Genomic DNA, 20570 nt, shown 5'->3' on the forward strand with positions numbered 1-20570 from the left:
CCGGATGGTCACTGTTCTCGTGGTGGACGACCGTGCCACCAACCGGGAAATCGCCCGCATGACCTTGGACGATGCCGGCTACGACGTGATCGAGGCCGCGGAGGGTCAGCCGGCGCTGGAACTGGCTCGCCGATGGCACCCGGACCTCGTGCTCACCGACATGATCATGCCGGGCATGGACGGCTACGAGTTCGTCAGCGAGCTACGCGCCGATACTCGGACCGCGGACATCCCGGTGCTGCTGTACACCGCCAACTACGCCCCGTCAGAGGCGGAGCCGCTGGCTGTCGCGTACGGGGTGACCACGATCGTGCCCAAGTCCGCCGAACCCGATGTGCTGCTGGCCGCCGTGCGTGAGGCGGTGCAGGCGCGGCCGCAACCGGTCGAGAGCCCCCCGGTCACCGCGGAACATTTGCGCACGCTCAACGCCAAGCTGGTCGAGAAGGTGCTGGCGCTGGACGAGAGCCAGGCCCGGTTCCAGGCGCTGGCCGACGTGTCGCCGGTCGGTATCGCGGCCGGCTCGATCGACCTCACCGCCGGCTACACCAATCCACGTCTGTCGGAGATCACCGGCTTGGCCGCGAACCAGTTGCACGGGCACGGGTGGCTGCGGTGCGTGCCGCCCGGCGAACGGGTGTCCCTGCTGCGCCAGGGCTTGCCCGGCAGTCACGCCGGCGACTACTACGGCCGGATCGATCTCGACGGTGACGGCCGGACCCGGTGGCTGCACACCCGGGTCCGCACGACGTTCGAGGACGGTGACGCCACGGGTTTCGTCGCCACCATCGACGACGTCACCGCCGTCGTCGATGCCGAGGAGCAACGGCACGAGCAGCAGCGCCAGTACGAGATCGCCGAGCGGCGCCGGATCGCCGAACGCTTCGAAAGCCTCGCGCGACTCAGCGGCGCGATCGCGCACGACTTCAACAACATGCTCAACGTCATCCTGTCGTTCAGCGAGTTCGCCCAGGAGTCACTGCGCGATGCCGTGGGTAGCGAACTGGGCACCGCCGAGGCCGAACCGATGCTCGCCGACCTGGCCACTATTCACCGGGCCGGGCAGCGCGCCGCGCAGCTGGCCCATCAGCTGCTCACCTTCGGCGGCCGGGAAGTCGTGCAGCCGACCGTGGTCGACCCGAACGCCCTGGTGGCGGAGGTGGGCGAGCTCGCCGAGGCGACCATCGGCACCCAGATCACCATCGTCACCGACCTGGACCCCGGGGTCAGCAACACGCTGATCGACGGCAACCAGCTCAGCCAGGTGTTGCTGAACCTCGCCATCAACGCCCGCGACGCGATGCCAGACGGCGGCACGCTGCGGCTGCGGGCGCACAACGCCGGCCCCGATGTTCCCGTCGCGCTGGCGGCCGGCGACTACATCCGCATCGCGGTCCAGGACAACGGGGTCGGGATGTCGCCCGAGGTCATCGACCGCGCGGTGGAGCCGTTCTTCACCACCAAGCCCAACGGTCAGGGCACCGGACTCGGTCTGGCGACCGCCTTCGGCATCACCCGGCAAGCCGGTGGTGACCTGGTCATCGAATCGTCACCCGGGTGCGGGACGACCGTCAGCCTCTACCTGCCGGCGACCGATCAGCCGCTACCGGTTCCCGCGGCCGAGGTCACCGTCGAGACCCGCGCGACGCATACGATCCTGCTGGCCGAGGACGAGGACGGCGTGCGCGAAGTAGCCGCCCGGATCCTGGCCAAGAACGGATACCGAGTCCTGGCCGCCGCGCACGGCCAGGAGGCGCTCGAGATCGCTCGACACCACGCCGGTCCGATCCATGCTGTCCTGTCCGACGTCGTCATGCCCCACATGAATGGCCCCGAGCTCGCCGAACAGTTGCGCACCGTGCTGCCCGGCGTACCGGTGTTGTTCATGTCCGGCTTCGCGGGACCGTTGATGAGCGAGCAGGGTCTGCTCGATCCGGGGGTCACCGTCGTCGGCAAGCCGTTCACCCAGCCGGAACTGCTCGCGGCCGTCCAGGAGACGATCACCGTGTCCGCCGCTCGCGATCTGTCCACTGCCGGCGGGAGCCGTTGACCGGGCGCGGCCGGCTGCTCGCCCCGGTGTGCGGAGCACGGCTGACCGTGGCGCTGTGTTGTGCCGTCACACTGCTGATCGGCATCACCTGTCTGGCCGGATACGTGCTGGGCATACGAGCGCTGACCGGGCTGGCGCCGGCGCTGCCGGTCACGTCGGTGATCACCTCCGTGCTGCTGTGCCTGTTCGCCGTCGGGCTTGCCAGCCGGATGCTGCCGGGCTCGCCCATTGCCCGGCGGGTCGGCTCGATCTGCATCGGCGCCGCGCTGGCGATCGAAGGCACGGTCATCACCGAGTACCTGACCGGCCGGAGTTTCGGCATCGACCAGATGCTGTTCGCCGACCGGGTCCAGCAGTGGATGCCGGGCCCGCAGCCCGGCCGGCAGTCCCCGCATACCGCGGCCTTCTTCCTCATCCTCGGTGCCGGCCTTCTGCTGATCGACGCCACCATCGCGGGCTTCGAACCGTTCCGGCTGTTCGCGCCGCTGATCGTCGTGCTCGCGCTGGCATCGGCGCTCGGACAGATATATGGCGTCTCCTATCTGTACGGCACCGGCACGGTCAACGGCACCAGCGTGCCCAGCGTTGCCGGGTTCCTGCTGCTGGCGACCGCCTACGTGATGCTGCGTACCGGCCGTTACCCGGTGAGCCTGCTGTTCTCCCTCGGGGTCGGGGGACGCATGACCCGCCGCCTGATCCCGTCAGCGGTGACGGTGATCGCCGTCGTCGGAGCGCTGGTCGCACTCACCGGCCGATGGGGCGGCGCGCTGCGCGGCCTGGACGTCATGGCGGCCATCGCGGTTCTGCTGATCGTCATGTACGTCGCGCTGGTCCGCGCCGCCCGGCTGCTGGAGTCCATCGGAGTGCAGCAAGACGAACTCAACAGCACCCTCACCTGGGAACGGGACCTGAACAACACCATCCTCGGCGCGTTGCACGACGGGGTGGTCACCAGCGACGCCGACGGCGTGATCGTCGCGGCCAACGACCGGTTCTCCGACATGATCGGCCTACCGGCCGACGAAATCCTCGGGCAACGGCCGCCCTACAGCTGGTGGACACCCGAACAGCGAAACCAGGCGATCACCCCACCCCAGAGATCCGCCCTCCGAGCCCGGGTAACGACCGAAACGGAGATCCTGCGGGGCGACGGCAGCCGGCTCGCGGTCGCCCGCGCGACGTCAGCCGCCTACACCGCCGATCACGATGTCGCGGTCTACGTGGTTACCTACACCGACCTCACCGAACGCAACGAAGTCCGGGCCGAGCGCCGCACCCTGCTCGAACGTCTCGACCACTTCTTCGACATCTCCGGCGACCTGATGTGCGTGGCCGGCATGGACGGCTACTTCAAACACCTCAACCCGGCCTGGGAACGCACCCTCGGCTACCCTCTTCAGCAGGTATTCGACATCCCCTATATGCAGTGCGTCCATCCCGACGACCGCCAGGACGCGCAACACAACCTCCAGGCGTTGGTCAACGCCGAAGGGGGATCGTTCTCCTTCGAAACCCGCTTCCGGCACGCCAACGGTCAGTACCGGTGGCTGAGCTGGACCGCCACCCCATCACCGGCCGAGCGGCTGATCTACGCGGTGGCCCGCGACATCACCGACGAGCGCGCCGACCGTGACGCCCGCGCCCAACTGGCCGCCATCGTCGAATCTACCGACGACGCGGTCCTCACCAAGAGCCCGGACGGCATCATCACCGGCTGGAACGCCGGCGCCGAACACATCTACGGCTACACCGCCGACGAAGCGATCGGCCGGCCACTCTCGCTCATCTACCCACCCGAGCAACTCGCCACCGCCCACGCGAGCCTCGCCCAGGCCCTGCGCGGCGAAGCAGTCAAAGACCACGAACACATCGGTCAGACCAAGGACCGCGCACCGGTGCACCTGTCCGTCACCATCTCGGCGCTGCGCGACCTCGAGGGCACCATCACCGGCGTCTCCTGCATCGCCCGTGACATCACCGACCGCATCCGCGAACAAGCGGACCTGGCCACCGCACGCGACCAGGCCCAAGCGGCCGACCGCGCCAAAAGCGAATTCGTCGCCACGGTCAGCCACGAAATCCGCACCCCGCTCAACGGCATCATCGGACTCAACACCCTGATGCTCGGCACCGACCTGCAGCCCAGCCAGCGACGATTCGCCACCGGCATCAACACCTCCGCCGAAACTCTGCTGGCGATCATCAACGACGTCCTCGACTTCTCCAAGATCGAAGCCGGCAAGGTCCTGGCCGACGACGTCGACTTCGACCTCACCAACGTCATCGCCGACGCGCTGCGCATCGCCGCCGAGAGCGCCCGCGGCAAGGACATCGACGTGATCGCCGGCTACCCACCAGACCTGCAACCGGTCCGGTACGGCGACCCCGGCCGCCTCCGGCAGGTATTGATCAACCTGCTCGGCAACGCCGTCAAATTCACCCACCGTGGCCAGGTCCGGCTGAATGTGACGGAGCAGCATCAGGACGGCCGGTGTCAGTTCACGATCAGCGACACCGGCATCGGCATCGCGCCGGACGTCCTGGCGAAGCTGTTCGAGCCGTTCGTCCAGGCCGAGCAGAGCGACAACCGAACCTATGGCGGCACCGGGCTGGGACTGGCCATCAGCTACAAACTGGTCACCGTGCTGGGCGGCCACCTGGACGCTCGCAGCACCCCCGGCGTCGGCAGCACCTTCTCCTTCACCCTGCCACTGCCGACCGGCACCGCACCCAACGCGCCGGCCCGATCTGCCAGCACCCTGCTCGTCGGCCGGCGCCTACTGATTGCCAGCAACAACAGCGCCCAAGCCGAACTGCTCACCGAACACGCCCGCTTCTGGGGCATGGCAGTCACCACCACCAACGCTGACGCATTGCTCACCGACACACCCGCCAGCGGCGCCATCAGCTACGACATCGTCGCCGTCGACGCTGACGCGGCGACGCCCCTGGAACCTATTGCGAGCATCGCGCGGCGGGTTCGGCTGGTCCTGCTGGCCGGTGATCCGGCCGATACCGAACGCCTCGCCGAGCGCGCCGGTGCGGTAGACGTACTGCACAGGCCGGTCGACCCGTCCAGCTTCCTCGACTGCCTCCTTCGGCTCTTCTCCTCCGGAACCGAAACCCTCACCGTGCCCGCCCTTCAGCCGCAACATCACGGGCGTGTGCTGGTCGCCGAGGACAATGAGATCAACCAGCTGGTCGCCGAGGAGTTTCTGACCGAGCTCGGCTACCAGGTCGACATCGCACACAACGGGCAGCAGGCAATCGACATGGCAGATCAGAACGAGTACGTCGCTGTGCTCATGGACTGCCAGATGCCGAAGGTCGACGGCTACCAAGCCACCGTCCAGCTCCGCGCAAGCGAACCGCCGGACCGGCACGTTCCCATCATCGCGATGACCGCCAGCGCGATGGCCGCCGACCGTCAGCGCTGCCTCGACGCCGGCATGGACGACTGCATCACCAAACCCGTCGACCTGCACGGACTCGGCGAAACTCTTGCCGAATGGATTCAGCGCAGCCGATAGGATCGCGATCCGTACGAGACCGCAAAAGGGATTGTCAAGATATTCGTACCGGCCCGAGGGACTGAGCCGGGTCACATTCCTTTCTGTACCTTGATCAGGCCGTCGCGGACGGCTTGTTCGAGCCGGCGGAAGTCCTGGTCGTTGAGGTCGGCGTAGGCTTCGGCGAAGTCGGCGACGGCGTTCTCGAAGCGGTCGCTGGAGCCGAGGTAGGACGCGATGGCGACGCGGTCGCCGGAGCGCGCGTGCGCCCGCGCCAGCGTCCAGCCGCACACCGAGGCGTAGGCCACGAGGCCGCTCGACCGGATGCCCTCGATCTCCACCGAGCCTTTCCAGTCCCGTAGCTGACGTACGTAGAAGTCGCGTTCCTTGCCGTCGATGCCGTTGACCCGCTGGGTGCCCAGGAAGATGTCGCTGCTGGCCTGCATGGTGCGCTGTCCGGCCACGACCCGCTCACCGTGGTGCTCGAACTCGCTGGCGCCGACGTACTCCTCCAGCACCGACGCTCCCGCCTCCTTGGCCTGCAGGAACAGCGGGTCGGAGTCGTCGCGGCCGATCATCAGCAGTACCCAGGACCGGGTTCCGACGCTGCCGACACCGACGACCTTGCGAGCCATGTGCACGAGCCGGTACTGCCCCAGCAGCAGGCGCCGGTCGGGCGACAACGACCGGCCGTACCCCTCGAGCAGGTCCTGCATGGCGTCGAAGAGCTGATCGGCCGACGCGTCCGGCAGTAGATCCTCGACGGGCACCACGACCGGTGGTGTGGCGACGATGCGGCGCTCGCCGGCGACGACGGCGGAGAGCTTGGCCATGGCCTGCGCGCTGTTGCGGGTCCGCGCCTTGTCCATCATCGCTTTCGTGCTCGCCATCTGCTCGGCGGTCAGCGTCGAACTCAAGCGGTCGAGCAGGTGGTCCACGTCGAGCTGGGCGTACCAGACCTGAAAGTTGGTCTGTTTCGCGAAGTCGCGCAGCGCCGTGCGATAGGTGGTGGCGGCCGAGAGCACCGCGCGGCGGCTCTGCTTCGCGTTGTGCCCGTTCGCCCGGCTGGCCACCGCGACACTGGCGGCCAGCCGTTTGACATCCCATTCCCAGGGGCCCGGCAGGGTCTCGTCGAAGTCGTTGATGTCGAACACCAAGGCGCGCTCGGCCGAGGCGAAGAAGCCGAAGTTCGACAGGTGGGCGTCTCCGCAGGTCTGTGCCCGGAAGCCGGACACCGGTGTCGGCGCCAGGTCGGCGGCCATCACCCTCGCCGCGCCGCGATAGAACGTGAACGGCGAGACCAGCATCCGCCCGTAGCGGATCGGGACCAGCTCCGGCACCCGGGCGGCGTCGTCGGCCGTCATGGTGGTGACCGGATCCCGTTTCGCGGCCGGCGAGAGCTCGGCGTGCGAGTCCAGGGGCGCGATCCGGCGAGCCTCCTTACCGAGCCGGGCCCGTTCGGCCGGGCTCAGGTGCGCGGTACGACGGCGCTTGGTGCTCTGTTCCGGGCTGGTCATCCCCTCAGACTGCGCCGGTCGGCGCGGGCCGGCATCACCTGCTACGCATGAGCCGGTCGTGCCGCCGGCCGATCCGGAACACCAGCAGCCCGAGGCCGGCCAGACCGATCAGGCCGGATGAGATCACCAGGACGACGGTCGCCGTACGGTGGCGCCGGCAGTCGTCGAGCGGATCGTCGTGGGTGAGCGCGCAAATCATCAGAGCCGCCCTCGTCCTGCCGTAGCCGGCCTGCAGCGCTGCCCGGAACTCCTGCCACTGATGCCGGGTCTCCACGATGGCCCCGGTGACGGCCCTGGCGAAGTTGTCGGCCAGTCTGCCTCGCGGTGTCGTCGGCGCCGTGACGCCGCCGGTGCCGGGATCGACGGTGCCGTTGTCCTTGTTGAGGCCGGCGTGGGTGACACGACCGGTGCAGGCCTCGACCCCGGGAATCCGGTCGCGCAGGACGAAGCAGCCGGTGGACAGGGCGGCGGGAACGGTCGGTGTGCCGGTGCCGCGCAGCTCCAGGACCGGACTCGGCGCGGGCAGACCCAGGCCCGGCGGGTTGTCGGCGCCGAGCGGCCGGGACGGGTCCGCGACATCGGCCCAGTTGCTGTGCGAATAGAAGTCCTGCGCGCCGTGCAGAGCCCGGCCGAAGGCCTCGATGGTCTGGCACTTGGCACGCTGCTCGGAGCCGGCGTCCAGCACACAGTCGACACCCAGATCCACCTCGGCGCCCACCAGAGCGTCTGCCTCGTCGAGCAGGCCCGCGGCCCGTTCGACCGCCTCGCGGAAGCGTCCGCGCAGATGGTCGACACAGTCGAGGAGCCGTTTGGTGGCCTGCGTGCGCGTGCGTGGGTAGCCGCCGTCGAGATAGTCGGCGTCGTCGCAGTGCGCGCTCGGGTCGGACACCTCGGTCAGGTCGGGCGCCCCTACCGCGCCGAACGACTTGTGATGGCCCGCGAGCTGGTCCGACGACTTCGGTTCGAAGCAGCCGTCGGACGACACGGCACCGGACCGGCAGGCCAGAGCGGCACGGGTAATCCGCTCGTGCTCCCGGTGCTGCCCGCCGCCCTCGATCGTGCCGAACGCCGTGGCCGGAGCCGGCGCCGACAGCAGGCAGCTCACGAGAAGCACCGCCACCAGTTCGGCCCTACGCCACACGCTGTCCCGCCTCGGATGGGGGCGTCTCACCCGGATGCCGCCGGCGGGTGAGCAGCGGCTCGCCGCCGGGGATCGCGAAGGCACGCTTGTCGCGTGTCTCTGCCGGCGTAGGTCCGCATGGTCCTACGTTGCCGGAGGGCCCGTGGTCGAGAATCCTCCACCACGGATGACGGCCTCGCTCGCCGGCCGTGAGTCGTCATGGCCCCTGGTGACCGAGCAGGCCATGGCGGTCCTCGCTCGTGGTCGACCGTCGCCGTGGCGGACTTCGACCTGTCGGCGCTTCGTGCCCGAGCACGGACCACGGCTGCTGCGGGTCGCGCGCGACCATCCCGCGCGGATGACGACGACGGTGGCGCCGGCCCGGCAGGGTTGGCCGCAACGTCACGCGAGACCCCTGATGGGTCCGGCGTGCACGAGAGGGGGTCTGGTTATGACGTGGTCGGATCCCCGGCCCGCGGAACCGCCGGAGCATGCGCCGGCAAACGTCGCGGCGAGGACGCCGGCTGACCGGTGACCACCGTCGCGAGGAACTGATGAAGGAGACGCCGATGCCGCTGACAGGCCTCCCGTCGCCGGCCACCGGCAACGGGCGGACGCCCGAGCCGCGACCGGTGACCGCGTTTACGCCGATCCCGGATCTCGCCGAGGCGTACCAGCAGGCCCAGCGGGAGCTCGAGGCGCTCAAGCGGGATCACCGGCGAGTCGCCCGCAAACTGCGGGCGGAGAAGCAGCTCCGCCCCTGGCAGGTGGAACTGCTCAAGCTGCAAAGGCATCTCGAGGCCCATCGGATGCGGATGATCGTGCTGTTCGAGGGGCGCGACGCGGCCGGCAAGGGCGGCACCATCCGGCGAGCCACCCGCTACATGAACGAAAAGCACTACCGGGTGGTCGCGCTCGGCAAGCCCACCGAGGAGCAGCGATCCGAATGGTACTTCCAGCGCTATGTGGCGCAGCTGCCCGCTGGTGGGGAGATCGTGCTGTTCGACCGCAGCTGGTACAACCGCGCCATGGTCGAGCCGGTGTTCGGCTTCTGCACCGAACAGGAGTACGAGCACTTCATGCTCGGGGTCACCGGGTTCGAGAAGGATCTCGTCCGCCAGGGCACCATCCTGGTCAAGCTCTACTTCAGCGTGACCAGGGAGGAACAGCGCCGGCGGTTCGCGCGCCGTCTCGACGACCCGCTGCGGCAGTGGAAGTTCAGTGAGATCGACATGCAGGCACAGGACCGCTGGGACGACTTCACCACCCGCAAGTACGAGATGCTCAAGCACACCGGCACACCCAGCGCACCATGGGTGATCATCCGGTCCGGTGACAAGCAGCGCGCCCGGATCAACGCGATCAAAGTCGTGCTCAACGCGGTCGACTACGACGACCGTGACCCCGGTCTGGACTTCGAGCCGGACCGCGACGTGGTGCTCTCCGACACCGAGGAGATCATGCTGATGGAGGCCGAACGCACCCGCCGCGGCAGCTTCACCAGTTGACGGTGCCGCCGCCATCGACCGCACCGGCGCTCATCGGCCGGGCTCCGGGCCCGGAGGTCTCGTCCCGGCGCCCGGATGGCGGTGCAGAAGACCACGTACCGGCAGCTCGGTCTCCGGCCCGGAGCCCGGGGCCGGGACGAGCGGATCGGCGTACCGGTTCGCGAGGGGTTTCGCGCTCAGGCCGTGGCCGAACACGCTCAGCAGCACAGTCATGCCGATCACCGCCACCGCGCGCTCGGCGCCGGCGTGCAGGTCCTCCAGAGCGATCAACGCGAAGATGATCGAAGCCAGACCGCGGGGCCCGAACCAGCCGATGAACGCCACCGTCCGCGCCGGCAGCCCGGTTCCGATCAGCACCAGCGCGACCGGCACCATCCGGACCACGGTCAGGCTCAGCACCGCGTAGACGACCACCTGCCAGTCGGCGTGCGCCAGCACCACCGGGACGGCGACCGCACCGAACAGCAGCCACGTCAGCAGCGACACCAGCCCGGCGGTCTGCTCCACGTAGAAGACCTCCCGGGCTCCGCCGCGACCGGCCGTGTTACCGAACGCGAGCCCGGCCACGAAGGCGGCCACGAACCCGTTGCCGTCGAGCCACAGCGTGGCCGTGTACGCCAGCACCGCGAGCGCCAGCACGCCCGGCCCGGCGAAGTCCTCCGACATCCATCCGCGGCGCCGGGCCTGACGCATCGCTACCCCGCCGGCCAGCCCGATCACCATCCCGGCCGCCGCACCGATCGCCAGATCGAGCAGGGCGGCACCCGGGCCGACGCCGCTGTGGCTGCTCTCCGCGGCCGCGGCACCGGCGATCGCCACCGTCACGACCGGGGTGGCGATGCCGTCGTTGAGCCCGCTCTCCACGTTCAGAACGCGCCGGACCCGCTCCGGAACCTTCGGGTCGGACATCACCGCCGCGCCCAGCGCCGCATCGGTCGGCGCCAGCGCGGCACCGATCAGCAGCACCAGCCACACGCCCAGGCCGTCGAACAACCACGACGCCAGCAGCGCCCCCGCCGCGATCGTCAACGGAAGCCCGACCGCGAGCAGCCGCGTGTACAGGCCCAGATCCGCGCGAAACTCCCGCACGCCCACCCGGGAGGCATCGGCGAACAGCACCCACACCAGGGTGAGCTCGGCGAGCACCCGGACCGCCTCCTGCGACGGGGTCAGCTCCAGCACGTGCAGCGCCTCGGCGAACAGCAGCCCGACCGTGACGAACACGATCGGCGCGCTCAGATCGGCCCGGCCGAGCCGGACCGAGAACAGCCCCCAGCCGAAGACGACCAGCGCGACCAGGGCCAGGGCTGCCGCGTCCATGGTCACTCCCGCCCAGCGATAAGGATCAACGCGGCCACCGTCGGAGTTGCCGGCAGCGGGCACCGGCCCGTACGACTTCCACGCTCGACCATCGAGGCCGGTCACGCCTCATCCGTGCGGAGTGAAGCGCACCGCCCGGTCCGTAAAACGTCGAGATCAAGGTGCCGGCCGCAGGGTTCCTGGACGCCCGGCCGACCGTGACGTGACAGGGCACCGAAAACGTTTCGGTGCCGCCTGGGCATTGACAACTGTGGATGAAATGTTACGTTCCTAAAAGGTTTTCGGCCTCGCGCCGACTCCCAACTCCATCCCCCAGCGCCAACCGCCACGGACGTTCCCCGCGTCTGTGGCATCCGGCCCGAAGCCTCGGACCGCACGGTGGCAAATCCCCATCCCCGTGGCGTCCGCTCGATGTCCGCGGCCGGTGGCGCGCCATCCCCGAAAGGACATCTCCGTGACCGCAGAGATGACCGAGCCACCCACGACGGCTCGCCCGCCCCGGCGTATTCGCATTCTGCGCAGCCTTGCCGGGCTGTTCGTACTGCTCGTCGCCGCCGGTTTTGTCACCGTCGCGGCGAACCCCGCCGTCGCGGCGGCCGGTTGCCGGGTCGACTATTCGGTCAACCAGTGGAGTACCGGCTTCACCGGCAACGTCACCATCACCAACCTGGGCGACGCCATCAACGGCTGGACCCTGCAGTTCGACTACCCCGGAAACCAGCAGATCAGCCAGAGCTGGAACAGCACCTTCGTCCAATCCGGGCAGCACGTCACGCTGCGCGATGCCGGCTACAACGCCGCGATCGCGACCAACGCCGGCGTCACGGCGGGCTTCAATGCCACCTTCTCCGGCAGCAACCCCGCTCCCACGGCGTTCACCCTCAACGGCGTGGCCTGCACCGGCGCCACGGCGCCGACAACGCCGGCGACGACCACCCCCACGACGACCACCCCCACCACCGCGCCGCCGGCCGGCGACCCGTGGAACCCGCCGTCGCAGTACGTCGCGCCGCTCGCGTCCACCTGGAAGCATCAGGAGGACACCTACGCCGACCTGTACGGTTTCAAGAATTACCTGTTCGACCAGGTGATGGCGGCCAAGGGCAGCATCAATTACTGCGTCCGCTGGGAATCGACCGCGACGGTCACGGCTGCGCTGCGCGATCAGATCCAGACCGCGCTGCAGGGGCAGTTCCAGAAATGGGTCGATCAGCTCACCGAGAACGGCGCCGGCTGGAACGGATGGCCGTACAAGCAGATTCCGGTCAAGGTCGTCGGCTGGGCCGTGCGCGACCGCAACCAGCTGCAGTGGTCGGACAGCTCGGTGGACATCTACGTCAATGACATCAACGAGGGTGCGCCGCAGTGCAGCCCGCCCTGTGGACGGTTCTTCCACCAGGACGGCAACTATTCCGGTTGCCCCGGCGGAGCGTCACACCACTACGACCTGTCGCTCTGGCTCACCCAGGGAATGGGCCTGGGCGGCGCCGGCGGTGACTGGGGTCAGCGCATCGACAAGGACTACTTCGTCAACGCGCTGGGCTCGGCCGACATCCACATCCTGCTACACGAAATGGGGCACAGCTGGGGCCTCAACGACTTCTACGACTTCGACCCGCTGCCCAGCGAGGGCTTCGTCATGAAGGCCGGAAGCGCCACCCAGATCACCGCATTCGACAAATGGATGCTGCGCGACTTCTGGCGCCATCTCAAGAACCGCTATGGCTTGTAAAAAGGGCCACGCGGCCGCGTTGGCGAGCAGATAGCGACGGTTGCCGGTCGGCCTTGCCGGCCGGCAACCCCAAAACCAAGAAACAATCGATTTGCGTACGCGATGAGCCACCCACTTCAGTGACCGGACGCCGCACCGGGGGCGGTCGACTGTACGCAGGCCGGGTCCGAACACCAGCACCCGCAAGAGGGGATGGCACCCCCGGCCGCGTCAGACCGCGCCGAGCACGTGCCCGAGGGCCCGAGCGGCACCGCCACCGGCTGGAACGTGTTGCGTCAGTCCGACGGCAGCCTGCCCGAGCTGACCGCTCTGCACCTGTCGCCGGGCAGCACCCTGATCGACAAGGGCACGGACGTCGGCCTGGCCTTCAACGGCTCGGCCCCCGACCTGGGCGCTTTCGAGACCGACTGATTGTCTGAGGTGAGGGGCGACGCCGGCCGCTCAGCCGGCGTCGCCCCGGGCCGGACTCACGGCACCTGGAACATCCACAGCTGGGGGTCGTTGCCCTGGCAGGTGTACTGCATCAGCGAGCTCGTCGCCCCGCCGACCGTGTCCAGGCACTGGTTGACCGCGTAGTGCTGCGGATCCCGCCAGAGCCGGCCGTCGTTGCCCAGTACCACCCCGACACTCCACTGCTGCGCGAAAGTGCTGTTGCAGGTGTACTGCTGGACGACAGCGAACGGTGACTGGGAGTTTCCGCGGACGTCGATGCACTTGTTGCTGTGCACGTTCCGGAACCGGGTGGCGCCCAGCCCGATGTCCTCCAGCCACCATTTCTGGGCGTCGGTGCCGTTGCAGGGCCAGATCCGCAGCTGTACGGAGTCGGCGGTGGAGCCGCCTGGCACGTCGACACACTGCCCGTACGCCTTGTTGTAGATCTGGAACGGCCCGGCGGTGGCAGCCTGCGCCGGGGTGGCGATGGTGGCGATTCCGGCCACCAGGGCCAGCACCGCCACGATCCTCATCAGGTTTCGTATCAACGTTCTTCCCCTCGTCAGCGGGGTTGTCCCCGTTAGTTCTGACGGTAGGGAGAGCGCGAGACCCGGGCATCGGCATCGATACCCATCTTTAGTACGCGGTGGCCGGGCGCGCCGATTCGTACGTACCAAATCGTGGTCTTGATTTTCGTCGGTTGCCGGGGCCGGTCCGGTAACGAGTGATGGTCCTACCAGCCCGTACGCTAGGTGCTGATGGCTACGCGAGGTGTTGAAGGTGCTTACCAGGGGGCGCTCCGGGCGTTTCAGAATCCGATGCTCGCCTTGCTGCACCAGACGCACGCGCCGTTCGTGGTGACCGTGTTGGCGATGGTTTTCACCGCCGAGCGTCCGACGGTTGTCGTGGCGGACGCGCACGCGGAGATCAACGACGCTCTCAAGCAGTTGCGGGCGGCCGGGTACGGCGACGAGGACAGTCAGCCGCTGCCCGTGGGGAACGCGCGTGATCTCTGCCGGCAGTGGGTGCAGGCCGGGTGGCTGGTGCGGCAGGTGTCCGACGACGCCGAGGTGTATCGGCTTTCGGCGTACGGCGTCGGCGCGCTGGAGGTCGCCGGCCGGGTCGGCGGCGCGCGCACGCGGGTGTCGGAGTCACGGGTCAGGACGTTGCTGGAGGCGATCGAGCGACTGGCGCAGGACGCCGATCCGGACCTGATGTCGCGCATGGTGCGCCTGCACGAGGAGATCCAGCTGCGGCAGAGGGAGCTGACCCGGCTCGAGAAGGGTGGCGCCGTTGAGACCGCCGACGACGAGCAGCTTCTCGAGGCGGCCGAGAACGTGCTGCACCTGGCCCGGGAGCTGCCGGCGGACTTCGCCCGGGTGGCCGAGTCGATCAAAGCGATTCAGCGTGACGTCGTCGCGGAGTTGCGGCACGACGTCCGGCCGACCGGTGAGGTGCTGCGGGAGTACCTCGCGCGGGGCCAGCGGATCCTGGACGCGACCCCCGAAGGCCGCGCGTTCGCGGGGGCGTTGCGCCTGATCGGGGACCCGGGGCAGATCGACAACCTGTGGGGTCAGCTGCGGATCGTGCTGCGGCACCGGTTCACCGGCCTGCTGCCGGAGCAGCAACGCCGCGAGCTGACCGACATCTCCCGGCGGATCGAGCAGGGCGTCCGGGAGGTGCTGGCCGCCCAGCGGCAGGCGTCGCATGTCATCACCACCCAGGTCCGCAATCACGATCCGATGCGGGACCGCCAGGTCGACGAACTGCTGCGGGACGTGATGTCCGGCCTGCACAAATGGGTGTCCGGTTCGCGCCGCGGCGAGGCCGTCGAGCCGTTGCGCCGCCTGCCGGTCGCCGACGTCGGGCATCTGCGTCAGCGGATGAGTGACCTGCGGCCTCAGCAGCCGCCCGCGCCGCTGCGGGACTGGGACGAGTCCGAGGACATGCCGGCCGCGGACACCCGGGCCTGGGGCGGTCCCCGGTACGCCGAGCTGCGCGCGCACCTGGAAGCGTTCGCGGACGGCGCGGCCAGCGTCGACGTGGTGGCCGCGTTCCGCGCCGGGGGCGCGGAGATCCAGCGGCCGGTTGACCTGCTCGGCCTGCTGGAGGTCGCCGACGGCGCCGGGATGACCGAGACCGACGAGGTCGCGCTGGTCGACACGGTGCGACCGGATCGGACCCGGCGCCGATTCGCCCTCGGCAATGTGGTGGCATCGAACCCCTTGCTCGCGGACGGGAGTGGTAGTGATGAGTGAGCCGGAAGGCTTGGCGGCCGGGTTCATCGATCCCGTTTCCATGGAGGAGGATCCGGCCGAGCTGTTCGCCGGTGACGCCGGCACGCTGGACGTGGAGATACGCCGGGTGCTGGTCCAGTTGCTGCGGCGTAAGTTCCTGCTCGCCGAGAAGAGCCCGGCGCAGTGGCGCACGTTGCTGGAGAACCAGCAGATCATCGAGTCGCGTCTGCACGACCTGTTCGTGCGTCTCGTGGTCGACCACGACCGGGGTGTCGCCTACAAGCAGCAGGTGCGGTCGGTCGAGCTGGACGTGCCGATCCTGCTCAAGGACGACCCCTACAACCGGGCCGAGACGCTGGTCCTGGTGCATCTGCGGACCGTCTTCCAGCGGGAACGCGGCACGGGTGAGACGTCCGCGCGGGTGGACATCGAGGAGTTGGAGCAGACCGTGCTGACCTACTTCGACCCGCACGACCTCAACCTGGCCCGGCGCCAGCAGGAGGTCCGCAACGCGGTGCAGCGACTGGTGACCGAGGGTCTGCTCGCGGAGGAGTCCGCCGGCCGGTACCGGATCACCCCGATGGTGGAGGTCGTCCTGAGCACGGAAAAGCTGGCCGAAATGAACCAGTGGCTGCGGGAACAGAACGAGGCCGCCGCGTGAGCATGATCGACACGCTGTTCGGGCTGATCCCGGTGGCGTCCCGGGGTCAGCAGTGGGTGGCGCGGGACCTGCAACTGGTCAACTGGGGCGGCTACGACGGATACCACCACCTGCGGCTCGCGTCGGGCGCGACGCTGCTCAGCGGAGGTTCCGGATCGGGCAAGTCGACGCTGATGGACTCGTACATCGCGCTGCTCATGCCGCACACCACGCCGTTCAACGGGGCGTCCAACGGCGGCGTCGTCGGCCGGCCGAGAGGCAAAGATCAAAGAAACATTCTTTCGTACGCACGGGGCAAGCTCGACGAGTCGCGAACCGACGGTGAGACGAAGGTGCGGGTGTTGCGCGGCGACGGCCGTGACACCTGGTCGGCGATCGCGTTGACCTGGGTGGACCACACCGGCGCCGAGTTCACCGCGTTGCGGGCCTGGTACGTCCCGTCGTCCGCGCGCACCCTGGACGACGTCGTCGCGGTCCGCGCCACCTGCGACCGCGGCTATCAGCTGCGGGCGCTGGAAGGCCCGGCCGGTGCGAAGTTCGCCCGGGCCGAGGTCGTGGCCACCGGCTTGAACTGGTGTGAGACCGACCGCGATTTCACCGCCCGCCTGCACACGACGCTCGGTATCGGCGCCGCCGGTGACGGGAACAAGGCGGTCGCACTGCTGGGACGGATCCAGGCCGGCCAGCAGATCACCACGGTCGACGCCCTCTACAAGACGATGGTCCTCGAGGAGCCGTCCACGCTGGCCACCTCGGACGCGGTGGTGCAGCAGTTCGACGAGCTGTCCGGCACCCGCGCCCGGATGATCACCGCCCGCCAGCAGGTGAAGGCCCTGACCCCGATCCGCGGGCACCGGCAGACCATCGACGACGCGGTGGACCGGTTGCGCTCGATCGACGAGATCGGATCCTTCAGCGACGCGGCGTCGCCGGCCGCCCTGTGGCGTCATCAACGCCGGCTCGACCTGTTGCGCTCGGCCGAAGAGGACCTGGGTCAGCGGCACCGCCGGGCCCAGGAAGAACTGTCGGAGACGAACACCCTGGTCACAGCGGCCGAGACGCGGCGCGACGGGGTGTCCGACACCATCCGTGCCTCCGGCGGCGACCGCATGGACACCGCGCAGCGGGAGATCCGCGTCGTCGAGCAGCGGCTGGGTCACGTCGAACGCGCCCGGGAACGCCTGGACCGGGGACTGGTCACGCTCGGCGCCCCGGTCACGACCGCCGACGACTTCGCCGCCCTGATCGACGACGCGCACCGGACTCTGGCCGACGTCGACGCGCGGAAGACCGCGCAAACCACGTACGCCGAAGCGGTTTTGATCAGAAAAGAAGCGGAGCGCGAGCTGGAAGCGTTGCGCGCCGAACACAAGGCGGTCAAGGCGCGGCGCGGCAACATCTCCACCGACCTGCACGCGGCCCGCGCGGCGCTGGCCGAGGCGGCCGGGCTCACCCCCGATGACCTGCCGTTCGTCGGCGAGCTGATCGAGGTGCGGACGGAGTTCGAGCCGTGGCGCGACGCGTTCAACCTGGCGCTCGGCGGATTCGCGACCCGGATGCTGATCGACATCGGACGGTTGAACGCGTTCCGCGAGGCGATCAACGCGGTGCCGACCGCCCGGCGGATCCAGTTCGAGGGCGTACGCACCGGACAGCGGGACGAGGTCGGACTGGACGGCAACACGCTCCCGGGCCGCCTCGACTACCGGCCGTCGCCGTTCACCGCCTGGCTCAGGAGCGAACTCGCCCGCCGGTTCGCCTTCGTCTGCGTCGACACGCCCCGGCTGCTGCCGCAGTACTCCAAAGCGTTGACGATCACCGGCCAGACCTCGGAAGGCGGCCGGGGCGCACACGGCGGCCAGGGCCGGGCCAACGTGCTCGGCTTCACCAACAGCCGGACGCTCGCCGACCTGGAGACCCGGATCGGTCTCGCCCGCCAGCGCCATGACGACGCGGTCGCTGAGGTAACGCGAGCGGAGGAGGACCTCAACTCGCTCGAAGCCCGGCGCGCGGTCTACCAGTCCCTGACCGAGCTGACCTGGGACCAGGTGGATGTCGACGCCGTCCGCGCGGAACAGCAGCGCTGGAACGATGTCGTCGACGAGATCCGCGCCGGCAACCCGGAGATCGACCAGCTGCAGGGTCAGCTCGACACCCTGAAACAGCAGGTGCGAGACCTGACCGAGCGGGTCGGCCGGCAGAAGGACGCCGTGGAAGCGCTCGGGAAGTCGTGGGCGTCGATCGTCGACGAGGTGGATCGCGCCCAGACGGCGCTGGACACGGCCGCCGAGTCCGGCGTCGAGGTCAGCGAGGAGCACCGGCACTACCTGGAGACGCTGTTCGACGGTGACACCGACGGGCTCGAACAGTTCGACGCGGCGGCGAAAAACGCCGGCGCGCGGCTCGACACCGACCGGCGAGCCGCGACGGAGTCGATCGGCCGATCACGGAAAGCGCTGGTCGACACGTTCTCCACGTTCCTCGAACGCTGGCCGAACCCGAACCTCGGCGACGACCCGGACGCCTCCTACCGCGACTTCGACCGCCTGCTCACCGACCTGGAGACCAGCGGCCTGCACGAACTCGAAACGGAGTGGCGCGACAGCCTGCTCAACCTGTCCGGCAACGACCTGACCGGACTGGACAGCGAACTCGCGGCCGCCGTCCGGGAGATCCGCGACCGGATCGACCCGGTCAACCGCATCCTGGCCGAACTGCCGTTCGCCGACGACAACCACCGGCTGCGCATCGACCCGCAGGAGAGCCACTCCACGGCCCGCGCCCGCTTCCGCAAGGAACTACGCGACGTACGGGCCGTCATCGACAAGGCGGCGACCGACGACGAGCGGGAACGCGCCTACCACCGGATGGTCAAGGTGATCGACCGGATCCGCCGTACCGCGCCGGACTTCGCCGACCTCGTCGACGTACGCAACCACGTCCGGATCAGCGCCGAGAAGATCGACCTCGACGGCCGGCACGTCGCCGTCTACGACCACATCGGCGAGAAGTCCGGCGGCGAATCGCAGGAACTCGTCGCGTTCATCGTCGGCGCCGCCCTGCGCTACCAGTTGGGTGACGCCGGCGCCGCCCGGCCCCGCTACGCCCCGGTCTTCCTGGACGAGGCGCTGATCAAGGCGGACGCGCACTTCACCGGCCGGGCCATCGGCGCGTGGCGCGGCCTGGGCTTCCAACTGATCATCGGCGCCCCGAACGACAAGCACAGCGCGATCGAACCGCACGTCGACGCCGAGTACGTGATCCTCAAGAACCCGCACGGTCGGTCCCGGGCGAAGCTCCTGGTCGGGGTTGCGTGAGCGGGCTCGTCGACCCGGACGACGCCGTCGCGGCCGTTCGCCGCCAGATCGAGCAGAAGTGGGCGGCGGCGGTCTGTGGGGAGCCGGTCGAATTCTCCGTCCGGCTCCGGCCCGGAGTGCGGACGGGCAAGGCCGTCGAACAGATCGGGCACGCCACCTGGCACGGGTGGAACATGCGGTGGCGCGCCTTCGGTGACCGGCTTCCGGCCGGTGTGGAGGTCGTCCGCGCTTGCGTGACCGTACGGGGAGTCGCCGGTGACTTCCCGGTCGCGCTCACCGCGGATCTGGACGGCGCCGTCGCCCTCGCCGCTGCGGCCGTGGACATCGGCCGGGCCCGTGCGCTGGCCGCGGCCCTGCAGTCCGCCGGGGCGGTCCTCACCCCGGCCACGCTGCGGGCCGTCTACGGTCTGCCCGCCAACGACGTGGACGTGCTGATCAGCGCGGTGACCTGGCTCCGCGAGCATCCCGACGCCGGGGGCTGGACGCTGCGGCAACTTCCCGTGCCCGGGATGCACACCAAATGGCTCGACACCCACGGCGCGCTGCTGCGCGACGTCACCGCACGCGACGTCCGCGACGAGGTCCGGCCCCGGCTGACCGTCATGCACCTGACCTATGTCGATCCGCGCCACGCCGCGTCGGGCCGCCGTCGGCACGATGCCTGGACCAGCGGGGACGTGCACGACATCGCCTACCAGCCGCGCGTCGTCCTGGTCGTCGAGAACCGCGACTCGCGCCTGTGGTTCCCGCCGATCAGCGACACCATCGTGGTCGAAGGAGGAGGGAAGGCCGCGGCGGCGCTCCTCGCGAACGTGCCGTGGATCCGGGCAGCGGAACACGTCGTCTATTGGGGTGACATCGACGCGGACGGGTACGCGATCCTCGACCACTTCCGTGCCGCGCTCGCCAAACCGGTCGCCTCCATCCTCATGGACGCCGCCGACCTGCACCGTTACGCCCGGCACGGCGTCAACCACGACAAGGCCGGTCGAGCCATCAAACCGTCGTCGGCGGTCCTGGCGCACCTGACCGAGGCCGAGAGCATCGCGTACAACACCATCGCCACCGCGGGTCCCACCCCGTTCCGCCGCATCGAGCAGGAAGCCGTCCCGCTGACACACGCCGCGACTCGGCTGCTAGAGATCGTGGACGGTTCGGTACGGCAATGAA

General features: G+C 69.2%; 13 protein-coding genes. 9 read left to right on the forward strand and 4 right to left on the reverse strand.

Annotated elements, in window-relative coordinates; translation table 11 throughout:
• Positions 1-4: 4 nt before the first annotated feature.
• Together L3i22_RS20215 and L3i22_RS20220 are read left to right on the forward strand one after the other, a co-directional pair.
• Entirely contained in the window at positions 5-2047 is a 2043-nt protein-coding gene (locus L3i22_RS20215) for a response regulator (RefSeq protein WP_221328512.1), read from the forward strand.
• Positions 2044-5577 (forward strand): PAS domain S-box protein, encoded by a 3534-nt coding sequence (locus L3i22_RS20220; RefSeq protein WP_221328513.1) that lies wholly within the window; start codon positions 2044-2046, stop codon positions 5575-5577. The genes L3i22_RS20215 and L3i22_RS20220 overlap by 4 nt, the downstream gene beginning before the upstream one ends.
• Positions 5578-5648: 71 nt before the next feature.
• On the opposite strand, the gene L3i22_RS20225 is transcribed toward L3i22_RS20220, so the two are convergent.
• A complete protein-coding gene (locus L3i22_RS20225; RefSeq protein ID WP_221328514.1) occupies positions 5649-7073 on the reverse strand; it encodes a DUF2252 domain-containing protein in 1425 nt (474 codons plus the stop codon).
• Between the two features lie 34 nt (positions 7074-7107).
• Positions 7108-8193: a CinY protein gene (locus L3i22_RS20230; protein WP_255658431.1), complete on the reverse strand. Its 1086-nt coding sequence runs from the start codon at positions 8191-8193 to the stop codon at positions 7108-7110.
• Positions 8194-8762: 569 nt separating this feature from the next.
• On the opposite strand from L3i22_RS20230, the gene ppk2 reads away from it, so the two are divergent.
• Complete coding sequence (ppk2, locus tag L3i22_RS20235; RefSeq protein WP_221328515.1) at positions 8763-9701, forward strand: polyphosphate kinase 2; 939 nt, start codon at positions 8763-8765, stop codon at positions 9699-9701.
• Positions 9702-9731: 30 nt separating this feature from the next.
• Here the strand turns inward: ppk2 and L3i22_RS20240 are convergent, their stop codons facing one another.
• Positions 9732-11021 (reverse strand): sodium:proton antiporter, encoded by a 1290-nt coding sequence (locus tag L3i22_RS20240; protein ID WP_221328516.1) that lies wholly within the window; start codon positions 11019-11021, stop codon positions 9732-9734.
• Between the two features lie 424 nt (positions 11022-11445).
• Here L3i22_RS20240 and L3i22_RS20245 point away from each other — a divergent pair, with 424 nt between their 5' ends.
• Together L3i22_RS20245 and L3i22_RS20250 are read left to right on the forward strand one after the other, a co-directional pair.
• On the forward strand, positions 11446-12753 hold the full coding sequence (locus L3i22_RS20245; protein WP_255658432.1) for a cellulose-binding domain-containing protein: 1308 nt from the start codon (positions 11446-11448) through the stop codon (positions 12751-12753).
• 192 nt (positions 12754-12945) lie between these two features.
• On the forward strand, positions 12946-13164 hold the full coding sequence (locus L3i22_RS20250; RefSeq protein WP_221328517.1) for a hypothetical protein: 219 nt from the start codon (positions 12946-12948) through the stop codon (positions 13162-13164).
• 56 nt (positions 13165-13220) lie between these two features.
• On the opposite strand, the gene L3i22_RS20255 is transcribed toward L3i22_RS20250, so the two are convergent.
• Complete coding sequence (locus L3i22_RS20255) at positions 13221-13718, reverse strand: RICIN domain-containing protein (RefSeq protein ID WP_221328518.1); 498 nt, start codon at positions 13716-13718, stop codon at positions 13221-13223.
• 225 nt (positions 13719-13943) lie between these two features.
• On the opposite strand from L3i22_RS20255, the gene L3i22_RS20260 reads away from it, so the two are divergent.
• Genes L3i22_RS20260 through L3i22_RS20275 form a run of 4 tightly spaced genes read left to right on the forward strand, consistent with a single transcriptional unit; the run spans position 13944 to position 20569 of the window.
• Positions 13944-15443 carry a DUF3375 domain-containing protein gene (locus L3i22_RS20260; protein WP_255658433.1) on the forward strand — a complete coding sequence of 500 codons (1500 nt, stop codon included), beginning with the start codon at positions 13944-13946 and terminating at the stop codon, positions 15441-15443.
• Positions 15436-16083 carry a DUF4194 domain-containing protein gene (locus tag L3i22_RS20265; protein WP_221328520.1) on the forward strand — a complete coding sequence of 216 codons (648 nt, stop codon included), beginning with the start codon at positions 15436-15438 and terminating at the stop codon, positions 16081-16083. The genes L3i22_RS20260 and L3i22_RS20265 overlap by 8 nt, the downstream gene beginning before the upstream one ends.
• Positions 16084-16085: 2 nt before the next feature.
• The gene (locus tag L3i22_RS20270; protein ID WP_255658693.1) at positions 16086-19400 is read left to right on the forward strand and encodes an ATP-binding protein; all 3315 of its coding nucleotides are present in this window, start codon (positions 16086-16088) and stop codon (positions 19398-19400) included.
• Positions 19397-20569 carry a Wadjet anti-phage system protein JetD domain-containing protein gene (locus tag L3i22_RS20275; protein ID WP_221328522.1) on the forward strand — a complete coding sequence of 391 codons (1173 nt, stop codon included), beginning with the start codon at positions 19397-19399 and terminating at the stop codon, positions 20567-20569. The genes L3i22_RS20270 and L3i22_RS20275 overlap by 4 nt, the downstream gene beginning before the upstream one ends.
• Position 20570 lies beyond the last annotated feature (1 nt).

This window comes from Actinoplanes sp. L3-i22, assembly GCF_019704555.1.
Lineage (GTDB): Bacteria > Actinomycetota > Actinomycetes > Mycobacteriales > Micromonosporaceae > Actinoplanes.